General features: G+C 65.2%; 15 protein-coding genes. 6 read left to right on the top strand and 9 right to left on the bottom strand.

Annotated features, from left to right (window positions below):
* Positions 1–110: 110 nt before the first annotated feature.
* The 3 genes from NX068_RS05725 to NX068_RS05715 all read left to right on the top strand — a co-directional run bounded on the left by NX068_RS05725 (position 111) and on the right by NX068_RS05715 (position 2,791).
* Entirely contained in the window at positions 111–758 is a 648-nt protein-coding gene (locus NX068_RS05725) for a PIN domain-containing protein (RefSeq protein ID WP_263460325.1), read from the top strand.
* Between the two features lie 267 nt (positions 759–1,025).
* The gene (locus NX068_RS05720) at positions 1,026–2,087 is read left to right on the top strand and encodes a ParA family protein (RefSeq protein WP_263460324.1); all 1,062 of its coding nucleotides are present in this window, start codon (positions 1,026–1,028) and stop codon (positions 2,085–2,087) included.
* 5 nt (positions 2,088–2,092) lie between these two features.
* Positions 2,093–2,791, top strand: coding sequence for a hypothetical protein (locus NX068_RS05715; protein ID WP_263460323.1), 699 nt, complete (start codon positions 2,093–2,095; stop codon positions 2,789–2,791).
* Between the two features lie 91 nt (positions 2,792–2,882).
* On the opposite strand, the gene NX068_RS05710 is transcribed toward NX068_RS05715, so the two are convergent.
* From NX068_RS05710 to NX068_RS05700, 3 genes are all read right to left on the bottom strand, one after another.
* A complete protein-coding gene (locus NX068_RS05710; protein WP_263460322.1) occupies positions 2,883–4,031 on the bottom strand; it encodes an aminotransferase-like domain-containing protein in 1,149 nt (382 codons plus the stop codon).
* A 126-nt stretch (positions 4,032–4,157) separates the two neighbouring features.
* Positions 4,158–7,265, bottom strand: coding sequence for an AAA family ATPase (locus tag NX068_RS05705; protein ID WP_263460321.1), 3,108 nt, complete (start codon positions 7,263–7,265; stop codon positions 4,158–4,160).
* A complete protein-coding gene (locus NX068_RS05700; RefSeq protein ID WP_263460320.1) occupies positions 7,262–8,437 on the bottom strand; it encodes an exonuclease SbcCD subunit D in 1,176 nt (391 codons plus the stop codon). Before NX068_RS05700 ends, NX068_RS05705 begins: the two co-directional genes overlap by 4 nt.
* A gap of 190 nt (positions 8,438–8,627) precedes the next feature.
* Here NX068_RS05700 and NX068_RS05695 point away from each other — a divergent pair, with 190 nt between their 5' ends.
* Both NX068_RS05695 and NX068_RS05690 read left to right on the top strand, forming a co-directional pair.
* Positions 8,628–8,939: a BON domain-containing protein gene (locus NX068_RS05695; RefSeq protein ID WP_263460319.1), complete on the top strand. Its 312-nt coding sequence runs from the start codon at positions 8,628–8,630 to the stop codon at positions 8,937–8,939.
* Between the two features lie 156 nt (positions 8,940–9,095).
* The gene (locus NX068_RS05690; protein WP_263460318.1) at positions 9,096–10,463 is read left to right on the top strand and encodes a CHASE3 domain-containing protein; all 1,368 of its coding nucleotides are present in this window, start codon (positions 9,096–9,098) and stop codon (positions 10,461–10,463) included.
* Between the two features lie 22 nt (positions 10,464–10,485).
* Here NX068_RS05690 and NX068_RS05685 read toward each other — a convergent pair whose 3' ends face one another.
* The 6 genes from NX068_RS05685 to NX068_RS05660 form a co-directional block, all read right to left on the bottom strand.
* Positions 10,486–10,887, bottom strand: coding sequence for a response regulator (locus tag NX068_RS05685; RefSeq protein WP_263460317.1), 402 nt, complete (start codon positions 10,885–10,887; stop codon positions 10,486–10,488).
* A 21-nt stretch (positions 10,888–10,908) separates the two neighbouring features.
* Positions 10,909–11,544, bottom strand: coding sequence for a response regulator (locus NX068_RS05680; protein WP_263460316.1), 636 nt, complete (start codon positions 11,542–11,544; stop codon positions 10,909–10,911).
* A 34-nt stretch (positions 11,545–11,578) separates the two neighbouring features.
* On the bottom strand, positions 11,579–11,743 hold the full coding sequence (locus tag NX068_RS05675; protein ID WP_083953669.1) for a DUF1328 domain-containing protein: 165 nt from the start codon (positions 11,741–11,743) through the stop codon (positions 11,579–11,581).
* Between the two features lie 91 nt (positions 11,744–11,834).
* Positions 11,835–12,032 (bottom strand): CsbD family protein, encoded by a 198-nt coding sequence (locus NX068_RS05670; RefSeq protein ID WP_263460315.1) that lies wholly within the window; start codon positions 12,030–12,032, stop codon positions 11,835–11,837.
* A 130-nt stretch (positions 12,033–12,162) separates the two neighbouring features.
* Positions 12,163–14,205, bottom strand: coding sequence for a sigma-54-dependent Fis family transcriptional regulator (locus tag NX068_RS05665; RefSeq protein ID WP_263460314.1), 2,043 nt, complete (start codon positions 14,203–14,205; stop codon positions 12,163–12,165).
* Between the two features lie 98 nt (positions 14,206–14,303).
* Positions 14,304–15,077, bottom strand: a complete 774-nt coding sequence (locus NX068_RS05660) for an acetoin reductase (RefSeq protein ID WP_263460313.1) — start codon at positions 15,075–15,077, stop codon at positions 14,304–14,306.
* Positions 15,078–15,092: 15 nt separating this feature from the next.
* On the opposite strand from NX068_RS05660, the gene NX068_RS05655 reads away from it, so the two are divergent.
* Positions 15,093–15,365: a hypothetical protein gene (locus NX068_RS05655; protein WP_263460312.1), complete on the top strand. Its 273-nt coding sequence runs from the start codon at positions 15,093–15,095 to the stop codon at positions 15,363–15,365.
* Positions 15,366–15,427: the final 62 nt, after the last annotated feature.

Genomic DNA, 15,427 nt, shown 5'->3' with positions numbered 1-15,427 from the left:
TCAATATTCCCATGACGGCAAAGCATCCACTACAGATACTGCAAGCATGACCCGCTGTTGCTGCCCAGGCAGTGAACTGCCTCGGCCATCCGACACGTCTGGAGCACCTGTTGCGCACCAACTACGTCCTGATCGATTTCGAGAACGTTCATGTCAAGTCGCTCGACTTGGTCAAGGACGAGCATTTCCGCGTCATCGTCTTCCTCGGTCCCAAGAACACCAAGCTCCCGGTCGAGCTCGTACTTGCAATGCAGCAGCTCGGCACGCGCGGTGAATACGTCATGCTCGAAACGCCTGGTACGAACGCGCTGGACTTCCATATGGCCTTTCATCTCGGCCGGCTCGCAGCAGAAGATCCAAGCGGCTTCTTTCACATCATCTCGAAGGACACGGGCTTCGATCCGCTGATCCAGCATCTGAAAGCTCGGAAGATTTTCTCGGCGCGCTCGCCTTCCATAGAGGAGATGGCCTGCTTCCGCACTGCTGTCTCTTCCTCAGCCGCAGTAGGCATTTCTCAAGGCGAGCGCGGCAATCTGAATACAGAAAGATTCGATGAGCTCTGCTCACAGGCCATTGTTCAGCTGATCGCGATGAAAAAGGCAAAACCTAGCAGGCTGAGCACGCTGCACAGCACGATCCAAGCGAAGCTCGGCAAGGATGTGCCCGCATCGACGGTCGATATGGTTTGTTCAGAGCTGGTGAAGCGTGGTTTGGTGAAAACGGATGGTGAGCGGATTGTTTACGCGATGGCGGAGTAGCGGACGTTTACAATGAATAGTGTAGATGGAAGAGATGACTGCTTACCGCCAGAAGCTGACCCTCGCTATTACGTTCCATTCTTTCGATATAACCGCTTGCGAGGTCCGTTGCTGGACTGTAGCTCACTGCCAGATTTTGGGGCTTAGTTAGCTCGCGCATTATTCAATATTTGTAAATAGATCTCATATATCCATAATGCATCGACGCAATATTATTTAGTTCCACAGGATGTGAACCCCTTGCACTAGCTTTCGTAAAGGCCATTTATGCCCATAGTGACGCTCTACAATCATAAAGGTGGTGTTTCAAAGACAACCACAACCTTCAACCTCGCACATCTTCTCGCATCTTCAGGCAAGCGTGTCTTGCTAGTCGATGCTGACCCACAGTGCAACCTCACTGAGCTTTGCCTGGGAAGGGTAATTGCAGAACTCGACGCAATAGCTGAGAGAACTGGGGTCATTCAGGAGCTTCCTGGCACCAGTATCCTAGAGGCATTAAAACCTCGAATTGAGGGCGAGGTTGCCGCAGTTAATATAGATGCGATCAATACGGTCAAACTTGCTGAAGGGCTTGACTTAATACGTGGCAGTGTCGATCTAACGTCTATTGAGGACGATATTGCAGAGGCGCATTCTCAACGATTTGCGGCACGGACAAACCTGATGCGTACGTATGTTGCGATCGGCGATATGCTTACAAGACTTGCCCAGGCGCGCAATTATCATTTAGTTTTTATTGACCTCGGACCGAGCGCGGGTGCACTAACGCGCACCTTCTTCTTGGCGTGTGATGCGTTTTTCGTTCCGGTTGCACCTGATAGATTTAATGTTCAAGCCATCCGTACTCTTTCTTCGATTGTTGGGCGGTGGCTCGATGAGCATGCTCAGATACGCGATACATATACCAGCTACTCGTTGCCGGTCCGCCATGGGCAACCGATATTCCTAGGCGCAATTTCGCAGTTCTTCAAAGTCTACAAGGGTAAGCCAAAGCCAGGGTTTGACGTCTGGATCAAGCGTATACCTGAACAACTGGATACCTATTTGGCGTCCGCGCTCCAGAAGCACTCAACAGCAGATCGCAATCTCTATCCGTTTCCAACGGATCAGCTTATTGCCACCAAAATTCCTGACTTCGGAACACTCGCACCGCTTATGCAAGAGGTTGGGAAACCTGTTTTTGGTGTCCAGCGTGAGGATACTGCACTAGTCACAGAATCTGGAGTCGCATGGGCAGGCGGAACCTGGACTGATGCTGAAGCTCGCATGGCGACCTATAAGACCTGTTTCAATCAACTCGCGACTCGTCTAATGCTTGCGGGGTAAAAAATATGCCAATGCAACTAACAAGTCATTTCGTTGCATTTATTGATGTACTTGGTTTTTCTGATATGGTTCGTCATGATTGCGAATCCTCGGATAGTCCGAAATATCTTGACATTCTTTATAAAGCCCATAACCGAGCATCGCTAATTTTTGGCAAGGATTTAGATGCTGGCTTAATTCAATTCTCAGATTCAGTGGTTTTTAGTCGTCCCTTTGATCTATCAGAGTTTTCAGGATTTCTCTCCGCAATAGCTGAGTGGCAAAAGGGCCTGCTAATGGACGGCCTTCTTTGTAGAGGCGGCGTAACATTTGGAAAGCATTTCGTGAAAGACCGATTCATGTTTAGCAAAGGGATGATAGAGGCGTATCAACTAGAGAGCTTGCAGGCGCGATATCCTAGGATTGTTGTGTCTGATAATTTGCTTGAGCTTGCGAATCCAACGATCGATGCTTCGAAGTTACAAATTCTCCATGAGGAGGATGGCCTTGCCTTCGTTGATTACCTTGTGGCCAAATCTCCTGACGAAACCGAAGCCTTGGTTTCTAGAGTTAAAGCCCTCATTGAGGGTACGAGCACTGCGAGTGCATCCGTTCAAGAAAAGATGCGTTGGCTCGCAAGGTACTCAGATTTCAAATTTGAATCCTCACTGTCCGTTCCGCCCTTCAAGTCACCTCCATGCGTTGCTTTGTTGGGCGTTGAGTGACAGCTTTCCTCGGGCACCAATGACCGCAATAGGTCGGAAGCAGGCAATCAACCATAAGTTTGAAGAACGCTCCAGCCTCAACGCACAACCATCAGATTCCCAACTCCACCCCTTCCCTCACCCTCCCCAACGCCCACCTTAAGCTCCCCACATCCACCGACCCCAGCGCCAGCCGCAGCGCGCTGGGAACATGGACGGTCGTAGCGAAGGGTTCGGCAGTGGATACTGCAATTCCCTGCTCGTTCAACATCGCCGCAACCTGATCCGCACGACACTCGGGACCGAGTGGAAGCCATACGAAACAGGAATCGGGATGGCACACCATCGGCAACCCGGCCAGCACCTCGGCAACTATGGCCTGCCGCAGGCGGGCATCCTCGCGCTTTTGCACTTCCAGGCGGGCGGCCGTGCCGTCCTCGATCCAGCCGCAGGCAATGGCGGTCATCACCCCGGGGGTATTGGACGTCGTCGCACGGATGGCGCGCTCGATGCTACGGATGTGGGCCGGTGCTGCCGCGACGAAGCCGAAGCGCAGGCCGGTGGCGACGCTCTTGGACAGGCTGGATACGTGTATCGTGCGTTCGGGCGCCAGTTGAAACAGCGGCGGCGGAGGCTGCTCGACGAGGAAGGCATAGGCGGCGTCCTCGATCAGCAGCAGGTCGTGCGCACGGGCCACGGCCACCAGCCGTTGCCGCGCGGCTTCATCCATTACGCAGCCCAGCGGGTTGTGCAGCGTGGGCATCGCGTACACCGCGCGCACCGGGCGTGTGCGGCAGAGCTGCGCCAAGGCATCCACATCCGTGCCCTGCGGGCCGACGGGAACGGGCAGCAGTTCCAACCCCCGCATGTCGGCCAGCACACGGAAGCCCGGGTAGGTCAGCGCATCCACCGCCACCACGTCACCCGGCCGCAGCAAGGCCATCACGGTCACTGCGAGGCCGTGCTGCGCGCCGTCGACGATTGCCACCTGTTCGGCTTCGACCCGTAGCTGGCGACTGCGCAGGTGGCGCGCCACGATGGCCCGCTCGTGCATCCGCCCTCCGTGCGGCTGGTAATGCAGCGCCGATTCCAGGTCTCCCGCGCGAGCCAGCCGGCGCAACGCATCGCGCAGCAGGCCGGCCTGCCCGGGCACGCTCGGATCACTGTAGTTGAGATCGACCATGCCGGGCGTCGCCAGCCGCAGATCGCTGCCGAGGTCGCAATACCTGGCGCTCTGGATCGCCGCCCGCTTGGGCGGCATCGAAGCGGCAACACGCGCCCTGCATTACGTGGCGCCCGTCGATGAAAAGGACGAGTACATCGAGCGGGCGCTGCGGAATGTGGTGCCGTACCTGCCGGCCCGGCACGAAACCGCTGCATCACTCCCTTAGCTCACCCCGACCATTCGCACCCTGCTCCCCCTCAGCCCCTGCACCACTTCGATCGCCGTGCCGATCTGCTGCTTCATGTCCTCGACGTGCGAGATCACGCCCACCGTGCGGCCGCGCTGCTGCAGGTCGATGAGGGCGCGCATGGCCATGTCGAGCGATTCGGGGTCGAGGCTGCCGAAGCCTTCGTCGATGAACAGGGTGTCGAGCTGGACACCGCCGGCGTAGGCCTGCACCACGTCGGACAGGCCGAGCGCGAGCGACAGCGAGGCCATGAAGCCTTCGCCGCCGGACAGCGTGCTGGCCGGGCGGGCGCGGCCGGTGTAGTCGTCGAACACTTCCAGGTCCAGCCCGGCGGCGCGGCGGGCGTCGGCGACGTCCTCGCGCCGCTGCAGCAGGTAGCGGCCGCGGCTCATCGCCTTCAGCCGCAGCGAGGCGGCGCGCAGTACGTCGTCGAGCAGGGCGGCGAGCACGTAGCGCTGGAAGGTGAGGTTGCGGCCGTTGTCGCCGTTGGCGACCTCGGCCAGGTGGCCGACGACGCGGTATTCGGCTTCGATGGCGCCGTGCTCGCGGGCGATCTCGTTCAGCAGTGCAAGCGTGCGGGTCAGCTTTTGCTGCTCTCCGCGGTTGTGGGTGATGCGGGCGACGATCGCTTCGACCTGTTCGCGGCAGGCGGTGGCGCGGGCGTCGAGTGCGGCGAGGTCCGGCGGCGCCAACCCGTCGATGGCCTGTGCAGCGCGCCGGCTGCGCTCCTGCGCGGCGGCGAACTGTTCATCGGCGCTGCGGATTTGCCGTGCGAGCGCGTCCATCTGCTCGGCGGGCAGCACAGCCGCGCGCCAGGCGGCATCGGGTCTGGCACTACCTGCCATGCCTGAGCCGGCCGCAGCGAAACCGGCGGCGTGCAGCGCATCGGCAAACTGCGCGGCGGTTTCGGCCACGCGCACTTCGGCGGCGCGGGCGGCAAGGGCCTGGGCGTCGCGCTGGGCGCGTTGTGCTGCATCGTGGTTCAGGGCTTGCCGTTGTACTTCCTGGGCGGCCTGCAACGCCGCCTCCAGTTGCTGGCGCCTGGCCCGCGCCGCCGCCAGCGCGGTGCCGAGCGCCTGCGGCGAGCGCAAGGCTTCGGGCACTGCGCCGCGCCTTTCCTCTGCCACGCGCAGGGCACCTTCGGCTGCGCTGGCGGCCGCCGCTGCCTGCTTGCGCGCATCGTCGAGCGCAGCTTGGGCGGCAGCCAGTGCGACCTCGCTTTGCTGCAGTTGCCCGCGTATTCGCTCGACTTCGGCCGCCGCGGCACGCGCGGCCTGCAAGGCTGTCCGCAATGCGGGCAAGTCCTCGTCGACGCTGGCGCCGAACAGGTCTTGCTGTACCTGATCATCGGCAGCGCCTCCGTGCAGCGCAGTCTGGCGCGTGTTCACTTCGGCCTGGGCCGCAGCGCGTTGCTGTGCGGCGACGTCCCTGTCGTGGCGGACGGCTTCCATCGCGGCCTCGGCTTTCCGGAGAGCGTCGCGCACGGCCTGCAAAGCCTGCTCGGTGGGCAGTTCGCCGTCGAAACGGGCCGGCGACGGGTGCGAGGCGCTGCCGCACACCGGGCAGGCGTCGCCGTCGTGCAGATGATGGGCGAGGATGGCCGCCTGCGCGCGGCGCCAGGCTGCATCCAGGGCATCGCACGCTTCGCGCTGGCGCAGCATCTGCTGCTGCGCAGCTTCGAACGCCTGCCGTTTCGCCTCCACCAGCACTTGCGCCTGTTTCAGTCTGACGAGGCTGGCCTCGAGGCCGGCCTGCGCCTGTGCGCGCTGTTCGGCGTGCTGCATGCGCAGGCCCAGTACCGCCGCCTGCGCGGCTTGGGCCTGCAGGGTGTCGATGCGGCCGGCGAGCTGGTTGCGCTGGCTGTCGAGCGTTTTGCACGCAGCTTCTGCCTGTGTGAGCCGAGCATCGGCCGCGACACGTTGGCGCTGGCTGTCCAGCAAGGCGGTTTCCGCTTCGGCGAGGCGGGCGACGGCATCGGACAGGGCTTCGAGCCGCATTTGTTCGCGTTGCGCAGCTTCGCGCTCGTCACCGCGCGCGGCCTCGGCCTGCAGCGCTGCATCGGCGTCGTGCAATGCCTTGGCTGCCTGCTCGGCGGCTTGCGCGGCCTGCCGCGCGCGCTGTTCGGCTTCGGCTGCGGCACTGCGGGCGGCCGACAGTGCGGTGGCGGACGGCGACACCTGTTGCGCACGCCGGGCATCTTCCAGGCGCAGGCGCCGGGCATCGGTTTCCGCCCGCCCGGCCGTCAGCGCGGCAAGCGCCGCAGCCGCGGCCTGCGCTTCGGCGAAACGGGCCGCGGTCGCCTGCCCCTGCTGCAGCGCGGCGCGGGCGGCGCCATCCGCGTCGCGGGCGGCTTTTTCCTCCGCTTCCAGTGTCGCCAGCGCGGCGCCGAGGGCATCCAGGCGGACGGCCAGGTCTTCGGTCGTTTCCGCCTCGGCCTGCTGCAGCAAGGTGGCGCGCCGCAGGCTGGCCTGCTCGCCACGTTCGCGCAGCATGGCGGCCTCGGCTTTCAGCGCGTCCTGCAGGCGCTTGTAGGCGGCGGTGCCGAACAGGGTTTCGAGAATCTTCTCGCGCTCGGCCGAACTCGCCGCCAGCAGCTTGCGGAACTGCCCCTGCGGCAGCAGCACGACCTGGCGGAACTGCTCGGCCTTGAAGCCGAGCAGGGCTTCGACCTGCTGGGTGACTTCGGTCGTTCGCTGCGCCAGCGGCTGCCAGCGATCGGCGTCGAAGCGGAAGAGTTCGGCCTTGGCCGGCGCATTGACCACGCCGCCGCCGCGCTGGGCCGCGCGCGACTGCTCCGGCACGCGGCGCACCCGGTAGTGCTGGCCACCGAGGGCGAATTCCAGTTCGACTTCGGTCTGCAACGCGGCGTCGGCATGGTGGCTGCGCATTTCGCGCGCGCTGCGCTCGCCGCCGGAGGTGTCGCCGTACAGCGCGTAGGTGATGCCGTCGAGGATGGAAGTCTTGCCCGCGCCGGTGGGACCGGAGATCAGGAACAGCGCGCCGGGCGGCAGGCGGGTGAAGTCCACCGTCTCGCGCCCGGCGAAGGGGCCGAAAGCCTGCAGGCTGAGCTTGAGCGGCTTCATGCGTGGCGCGCCTCCCGCTCCAGCCGCTCGGCGATGCGATCGAGCACGGCCACGCCGGCTTCGTCGAGCGGCTGGCCGGTGGTGTCGCGATGGAAGCTGGCGAACAGATCCTGCATGCGCACGCGGCGATGGTCCGCCGCCGCCCGCCCCGGGCCGTCGCCAAGCAGTTGTGGACGTTCGATGGCGAGCGCGTTGGGATGGACGCTGCGCAGCCGGCCCATGGCGTCGAGCAGCGCGCCGCTGTCGGTGAGACGGGCGAGGATGTAGTCGTCGCGCGCCGGATCGGCTGCACCGGCGGCGAGGATGGCGTCGAGCTGACCTTCGACGATGCGCAGGTCGCGGCGCGGCGTCAGCGCGATGCGCTCCACGGTGCAGGCGCCGGCGGCATCGAGCTCGACCAGGTTCACCGACTTGACGTGATCCGCCTCGGAAAACGAGTACTTCAGCAGCGAGCCGGAATACTGGATGCGCGCCTGGCCCACTTGCTGCGGCCGGTGCAGATGGCCCAGCGCGACGTAGTCGAAGCCGTCGAACAGTGCCGCATCGACCGCCCCGCTGGCGCCGACCGACAGCGGCCGCTCGGATTCGCTTTCGCTGCCGCCGAGCACGAAGGCATGGGCGACGACGACGCTGCGTGCCCCCGGCGGCTGCGCCGCGCGCGCCGCCTGCAATTGCACGGCCAATGCAGCCTGGTGGGAATCGACCGCGCGGGCGCCCTCTCCGCCTTCCCCGCTCTGCTGGCCGGCGACTGCATTGCGCACGACGGCAGGCTCGACGTAAGGCAGCGCGTGGATCGCAACCGCGCCGTGCTCGTCGTGCAGCACCAGCGGCCGGGCCGGGATTTCGAACGGGCCGCGCACGGTCAGCCCCGCACCGCCGAGCAGGCCGGCGCCGAAAGCGAGGCGGTCGGGGCCGTCGTGGTTGCCGGCGATCATCACCACCGGAATGCGCAGTCCCCGCACCAGTTCGGTCAGCACCAGGTCGAGCAGGCGCACCGCCTCGGCCGGCGGCACCGAGCGGTCGTAGATGTCGCCGGCCAGCAGGATGGCGTCGGGCCGCACGTCGGCGGCAAGGCGGACGAATTCGCCCAGGATGTGGGCCTGGTCTTCGAGCAGCGAAACGCCGTGATGCACACGGCCGAGATGCCAGTCGGCGGAATGGAGGAAGCGCATGGCGGCTGAAGTGTTCGGATGAATGCCGGATGGAAATGCAGAGCGGCTGACAGAATCGTCCTACAACGCAATCCGCGCTGTCGGACAGCGCCGGGTCGGCCCCGAGGATACATTTGAATCGCACCTGCAGGCGGGAATGAAGCCCGCCGCGGATATCCGGGAAAGCCCGCGAATACCAAGGAGACGCATCATGAAACATACCGCTGCCACGCTCGCCCTGTCCGGTCTGCTCGCCTTCACCGCAGTCGGCTGCGCCGTCACCCGCGACCAATCCACCGTCGGCGAGTACGTCGATGACGCCACCATCACCACCCGCGTGAAAGCGAAGTTTGCCGAAGATCCGACCGTCAGCGCCATGGCGATCAGCGTCGAGACGCTGAAAGGCACGGTCCAGCTCTCCGGCTTCGCCAAGAGCGCCGCCGAACGCAGCCGCGCCGCCGACATCGCCCGCAGCACGCCGGGCGTGCATGCGGTCAAGAACGACATCGTCATCCGCCAGTAAACCTCGGCCAAGCCTCGGCCGCGGTATGCGCAAGCAAGGGGGAGCAATCCCCCTTCTTGCCATGGTGCGCCATCAGGGTATGGCCCGTCTGGCCGATGCGGCGGGCATCCGCTATAACATCTCCACGATCCGACACGCCACTTGCCGAGACGCTTCTTGCCCCGCCTGCCTTCCCGCCTGCCGCGCGCTTCCACCTTGCTTCTGCTGGTGGTGCTGGTGCTCGGCTTCGTACTGGGGGCCGTCTGGCTGATGGCGGCGCAGCACCACGCCGAAACCAGCCGCGACGCGCTGCAGAAGCTGCAGCAGCAATCGAGCCGCGTCGCCCATCTCGACAGCCTGCTGGTGCATCTGCTCGATGCCGAGTCGGGCGTGCGCGGCTTCATCCTGACGGGCGATCCGGCCCACCTCGCCCCCTACCGGGACGGCAGCGCCGACATCGACATCACGCTTGCCGCGCTACGGGCCGAAAGCTGGCCGGATGCCGCCCAGCGCGACACGGTCGAACAGTTGGCCAGGCGGGTCGAAACCCGCTGGGCGCTGCTGGCCCGGGCCATCGAACGCAGCACCGGCCCGGAAGCCGACGACGGCACGGAAAACGGCAAGCAGATCACCCACGACATCCGCGCGCTGATCGAAACGCTGCGGGCGCAGACGATGGAGCAGATTCACGACACCATCCTGGCGTCGTTCGACAACCTGGGGGATGCGCGGCGGACCAACACCGTGCTCGGCATGGGCGTGCTGGTGCTGCTGGCGACGATCATCGTGCTGCTTTACCGGCAGGATCGTCTGCGCGATCACCTGTCGGCGCTGCTTCAGTCCGAGAACGAACGCCTGCAGTCCGTGGTGGAAATGCGCACCGCCGCACTGAGCAGCCTGGCGACTTACCTGACCAATGCGCGCGAAGCCGAGAAGGAGAGCCTCGCCCGCGAACTGCACGACGAACTCGGCTCGATGCTGACCGCGGCGAAGATGGACGCGGCCTGGATTGCGCGCAAGCTGCCGGACGAAGCCATCGCCCCGCTGCGCGAGCGCTTCGACCGCCTGCTCGATACCCTGAGCCAGATCATCGCGATCAAGCGCCGCGTGGTCGCCGACCTGCGCCCGCCGCTGCTGTCCGACCTGGGCCTGGTCGAAGCGCTGCGCTCGCTGGCGCAGCCGGGAACGGGAGACGAGGACGGCGGCCGGATCGAGCTGGATCTGCCCGACACCCTGCCCGACTTGCCGGCGCCGGTATCGCTGGCGCTGTACCGGATCGCGCAGGAGGCGCTCACCAACATCCGCCGCCACGCCCAGGCCACGCACGTCCGCCTGAGCCTCGCCGCGGAGGCGGACCGCATCGTGCTGAAGGTGGAAGACAACGGCACCGGCTTCGATCCGTCGGTTCGCCAGCCGATGCGCCACGGCCTGACCGGCATCGCCCACCGCGTGCAGATGCTGGCCGGCCAGCTCGACATCGACAGCCGCCCCGGCCGCGGCACGCGCATCGTGGCGCGCATCCCGCTTGCGGCGGCGGAGCGCTGAGGGCAGCTCGCCGAAGGGCGACTCAGTGCCGCGCGGCAGCGCTCTGGACGAATTCGAGCAGTTCGTCCATCTGGAAGGATTTATCGAAGAAGTGCTCGACGCCCAGCCCCTTGCAGCGGGCCCGCAGCGCGCTGTGCCCGTAATTGGAAAACACCACCGCGCGCGGACTGCCGTAGCGCTCCGGTTCGGCCTGCAGGCAGGCTAGAACGCCGAGGCCGCTACCCTGGCGCAATTCCAGGTCGACGATGACGACATCGGCCTGCTGTCGTTCGAGTTCGGCCACCGCCGCTTGCTCGCCATCGGCATTGCCCACGACCTCGACGCCGTCGAGCTCGTTCAGCATGTCGCGCAACATCGCGCAGAGGATCGGCGAATCCTCGATCAGCACGACGCGTAGCGAAGAAGAAGACTCAGGGGCAGCCATGATTCGAAACCGGTCATTCGATCATTCGAGAATCAGCCCATGGCGCAGAGCATAGGTCGCCAGTTCGGCATTGCTCGACACCTCGAGCTTTTCGAGCAGGCGCGAGCGGTAGGTGCTGACCGTCTTGACGCTGAGATTGAGCACCGCGGCGATGTCGGACACGGATTCGCCGCGCGCGAGGCGCAGGAACACCTGCAGTTCGCGGTCGGACAGCTTTTCATGCGGCGCGCCGCCGCCACCGCCGGTCAGCTCCTCCGCCAGCAGTTCGGCCGTGCGGGGCGAAAGGTAGCGCCGGCCCTGGGCGACGGCATGGATCGCGTTGATGAGGTCCTCGCGCGAGCAGTCCTTGCACAGATAGCCGTCGGCGCCGTTGCGGATCATCGCCAGTGCGTAGCGTTCTTCCGGGAAGCCGGACAGCACCAGGATGCGCAGCTTCTCGTAGCGCTGGCGCGCGGCACGCAGTACGTCGATGCCGCTCTGCCCCGGCAGCGACAAATCGAGCAGCAGAACGTCCACCTCGTGCTCGCGCAGGCCCTGCAGCGCCTCTTCGCCGGACGCCGCCTCGAACGGGAAGGCGAAGCCCAGCTCATCGGCGAGCATCTCGCGAAAGCCCGCGCGCACGATCTGGTGGTCATCGACGATGGCGATGCGCAACATGTCGGTTCATCCGGTCGAAGTTGATCAAGCTCGGTCAGCGCCCCCTGAGGAGGTTGACGACGAAACTGGCAATCGCCATCACTAGGAAGACGACGAACAGGATCTTGGCGATGCCCGCCGCGCCGGCGGCGATGCCGCTGAAGCCGAACAGGGCCGCGATCAGGGCGATGACGAAGAAAACGACTGCGTAGTGAAGCATGGTTTTCTCCTTGCAGGTCGGGAAAGCCGCCGGACGCCTGCCCGAAGGCGGGAATCCGGCGACGAATGCAGGCACTCATCGGCCAACGGGCTCAAAGACGGCTTTGCCAGTCCCTGACCTGTTTCTCGGCCTCGTCGCGGCTGATGCCGTAGCGTTCCTGGATGCGGCCGGCAAGCTCGGTGCCGCGGCCGGCGATGACGTCGAAGTCGTCGTCGGTGAGCTTGCCCCATTGCTGCTGGACCTTGCCCTTGAGCTGCTTCCAGTTGCCTTCGATGATGTCCTTGTTCATGGCTGCTCTCCTTCGGGGTTGGGGATGCGGCTCGGTGTCTGAGCACGCCTTCACTTTAGGTGAGGCCGCCCGCGCGCCCCATCAGCCCGATCCGAAAGCCGCGTCGGACGATTCCGACAGCCGGCCGCCATCATTCCCGAGGTCCGGCGCTGCTGCTCCAGCTGGCGTGGCGCACGCCCAGCTGCAGGCGCTGGATGCGCCGGTGTACCGTGGAACGGCTCACGCCCAGGCGCCGCGCCACTTCCGAGACGTTGCCGTGGCATTGCGCCAGCAGCTGTTCCAGTTCCACGGCCGTGCCGGACTGCAAACGTCCGCCAGCACTGTCCGCCGCGTCCAGCCCGGCGGTGCCGTCTATCTGCAGCATGGATGGCCCGGCATCCAGCACATCGGCCGCCTGCAGGCTGTCGGGCAGATGGGCCGGCTCGATGACGCACTCCCTGACACACTCCCAGGCCGCCGCGCCGCCCTGCGGCCCGTCGCCGCACAGCGCGACGGCGTAGCGCAGCACGTTGTGCAGTTCGCGCAGGTTGCCGGGCCAGGGGTGGGCGAGCAGCATCGCCCGCGCCGCCTCGCCGAGGCTGTACTGGCTGCCCAGCTCGGCCAGCATCCGGTCCATCATGCCGCCCAGGTCGCGCCGCCGGCGCAGCGGCGGCAGTTGCAGTTCCGCGGCGTTGAGGCGGTAGAGCAGATCCTGGCGGAACTGGCCGGACTGCACCAGTTCGGCCAATGGCCGGTGCGAGGCCGACAGCACGCGGATATCGACCGTGCGCGGCTCGCGCGCGCCCAGCGGCAGGACCTGCGACTCCGACAGCACGCGCAGCAGCTTGGCCTGCAGCGCCAGCGGCATGTCGCCGATCTCGTCGAGGAACAGGGTGCCGCGATGGGCGGCTTCGATCAGGCCCTGGCGGCCCTTGCTGGCACCGCCCGTCCATGAGCCGGGCAGATAGCCGAACAATTCGCTCTCCAGCAGCGACTCGGGAATGGCGGCGCAGTTGATGGCGACGAACGCGCCGCTGCGGCCGCTGGCACCATGGATGGCGCGGGCGAGGAATTCCTTGCCGGCGCCGGTTTCGCCCTGCACCAGGATCGGCAGGTTCTGCGGCGCCAGCCGCGCGGCCTTGTGCAGCAGCGCATCCATTGCCGGGTCGCCGGCGCTGAGCATCTGCAAGGCGGAAGGCAGCGGCGCGAGCGCCGCCGGGCGTGAAGCCGGGCTCAGCACCCGCATCGGCTCGATCGCGTGGGCGAACAGCACCCTGCCGTCGCAGGCGCGGACGATGCGCTGTTGCGCCGGGCGGTCGGCGCGCAGACTGGGCAGGTGGCGCGCGTCGAACTGGAAGAAGCGTTCCAGCGGCTGGCCGATCAGGGCATGGCGCTGCCGCCAGTCCAGCCGTGCCGCCGCGGCCAGCAGGCGGGCACCGGCGTGGGTCATGGCGTTGATGCGGCCATGCGCATCGAGGGCGATGGCGGCGTCCGGGTCCACGTCGAGAAAGTCCGGCGACTGGGAAAAGCGCAGCACCCAGTCCCTGCGCGACTGCGCCATCAGGTTCGCCAGTTCCACGCGCCGCGCCGCCGCGACCACCAGGTTCAGCGCCAGGCCCTGGCTGGCACGCTCCTCGGGCGACCTGAGCTGGGAAAGGTCGAGCACCGCCGCGAGTTCGCCGCGCAGGTCGTAGATCGGTGCCGCGGTGCAGGACAGCCGGGTGTGGGTGAAATCGAAATGGTCGCTCTGATGCACGGTCAGGGCGTCGCCGGTGGCCAGGCAGGCGCCGACGGCAGACGTACCTGCGCGGTCTTCGCGCCATTCGGCACCCAGGTACAGGCCGGCGCGGCGCAAATCACCGCTGGCTGCCTCGCGGCCGAGGAAATCCACCGCCACGCCGTGGCGGTCGGCCAGCAGCAGCACGTAGTCCAGGCCCTTCAGCTGCTGGTAGAGCCGCTCCAGCCCGCTGCGGGCGATGCGGATCAGCGACTCGGATTCTTCTCGGTGCTGGCGCAACTGCCCTTCGGGGACGATGACGGCTTCGCAGGTCCGCGCCGGATCCAGCCGGTGGTGGTCCAGACAGCGCCGCCAGCTGTCGAGCACGGCTTCGTCCCTGCTGCCGCCGTGCATGGGCTGCCCCAGCCCGAAGGCTTCGATCTCCTTAATGTGCGAGGCGTAGGACTGGGGTGGCATCGCAGGCTCTGGCGCTGGGTGTGTGCTGCAGGATGTCTGCACCTGGGCGAGGGGCCTGCAAGCAAGCCCCTCGCCCATCCGCTGCAGTTTATCGGCAGTCAGCGCAGCACGATACCGCCATCGATCATGATGGACTGCCCGGTCATGTAGTCCGAATCGGGCGAGGCCAGGTAGTGAACGAAATCGGCCACGTCCTTGGCCGTCTGCGGGCGGCCCAGCAGGATGCCCGACGAGAAGCGCTCGAAGGCCTCGCCCGGCTTGGTGCCGAGGTATTTGCCCATTTCCTCGTCGATGCGGTCCCACATCCTGGTCGCGGCAACGCCGGGGCAATAGGCATTGACGGTGATCTTGTGCCGCGCCAATTCCTTGGCGGCGCTCTGCGTCAGCGAACGCACGGCATGCTTGGTGGCGCAATACACGCTGAGGAATTCGTAGGATTCATGCCCGGCGATGCTGCAGGCATTGATGATCTTGCCGCCCGTGCCCTGCTTCTTCATCTGCTCGGCGGCGGCCTGCGTGCCATAGACCACGCTATAGACGTTCACCGCAAAGACTTTCTCCAGGTCCGGCTCGCGCACCGCATCCAGCGGCATCACGTCCTCGATGCCGGCATTGTTGATGAAGACATCGACCTGGCCGAAAGCGGCCACGGCATGCGCCACCAGCGCGAACTGCTCGTCGCGCCTGGCGACGTTGCCGACGAAGGACGTCACTTCGACGCCATTGCTCCTGAATTCCTGCTCGGTCGTGGCGAGCAGCCCGGCATTGATGTCCGACAGCACGATGCGGAAACCGTCTGCGGCCAGGCGCTCGGCAATCCCCTTGCCCAGGCCGTCGGCGGAACCGGTGATGACTGCGACTTTCTTGCTCATGATGCCTCCTGGTGAATGAACGATCGAAAAATCGATGACGCCGAAATCGGAAAAACCAGCCGGCCGGCACAGCGGCTCATTCAAGCGTGCTTGCCGTCGATTGGCTTGCAATGGAACTGTGCGCGCCCCAAAACCTGGATTGCCCGGATGGCATGGCGTATTGCGCGGCGGGAAGTGCCAGGGATTCTGGAATCAAAGCACCCGCAGGTGAATGAAGGTTTACCCAGAAATGATATTGCGCCGCAGCATGGCCAATGCGACACCTGTCGCAGCCATTGCAACACCTGAAGCGGCGAAATGAGCCAGCACGACGCAGATGTTCAAGCCGTCGTTCGGCAAGCCCTTGATTT

Origin of the sequence: Thauera carbonicopians (genome assembly GCF_025699485.1) — a bacterium.
GTDB lineage: Bacteria > Pseudomonadota > Gammaproteobacteria > Burkholderiales > Rhodocyclaceae > Thauera.
This window is presented reverse-complemented; position numbering and strand designations above follow the sequence as displayed.

Excerpts from the sequence above, each read along its gene's own strand:
- NX068_RS05720 (WP_263460324.1), top strand. The coding sequence starts at position 1,026 with ATGCCCATAGTGACGCTCTACAATCATAAAGGTGGTGTTTCAAAGACA.
- NX068_RS05715 (WP_263460323.1), top strand. The coding sequence starts at position 2,093 with ATGCCAATGCAACTAACAAGTCATTTCGTTGCATTTATTGATGTACTT.
- NX068_RS05710 (WP_263460322.1), bottom strand. The coding sequence starts at position 4,031 with ATGCCGCCCAAGCGGGCGGCGATCCAGAGCGCCAGGTATTGCGACCTC.
- NX068_RS05705 (WP_263460321.1), bottom strand. The coding sequence starts at position 7,265 with ATGAAGCCGCTCAAGCTCAGCCTGCAGGCTTTCGGCCCCTTCGCCGGG.
- NX068_RS05700 (WP_263460320.1), bottom strand. The coding sequence starts at position 8,437 with ATGCGCTTCCTCCATTCCGCCGACTGGCATCTCGGCCGTGTGCATCAC.
- NX068_RS05695 (WP_263460319.1), top strand. The coding sequence starts at position 8,628 with ATGAAACATACCGCTGCCACGCTCGCCCTGTCCGGTCTGCTCGCCTTC.
- NX068_RS05685 (WP_263460317.1), bottom strand. The coding sequence starts at position 10,887 with ATGGCTGCCCCTGAGTCTTCTTCTTCGCTACGCGTCGTGCTGATCGAG.
- NX068_RS05680 (WP_263460316.1), bottom strand. The coding sequence starts at position 11,544 with ATGTTGCGCATCGCCATCGTCGATGACCACCAGATCGTGCGCGCGGGC.
- NX068_RS05675 (WP_083953669.1), bottom strand. The coding sequence starts at position 11,743 with ATGCTTCACTACGCAGTCGTTTTCTTCGTCATCGCCCTGATCGCGGCC.
- NX068_RS05670 (WP_263460315.1), bottom strand. The coding sequence starts at position 12,032 with ATGAACAAGGACATCATCGAAGGCAACTGGAAGCAGCTCAAGGGCAAG.
- NX068_RS05665 (WP_263460314.1), bottom strand. The coding sequence starts at position 14,205 with ATGCCACCCCAGTCCTACGCCTCGCACATTAAGGAGATCGAAGCCTTC.
- NX068_RS05660 (WP_263460313.1), bottom strand. The coding sequence starts at position 15,077 with ATGAGCAAGAAAGTCGCAGTCATCACCGGTTCCGCCGACGGCCTGGGC.
- NX068_RS05655 (WP_263460312.1), top strand. The coding sequence starts at position 15,093 with ATGAACGATCGAAAAATCGATGACGCCGAAATCGGAAAAACCAGCCGG.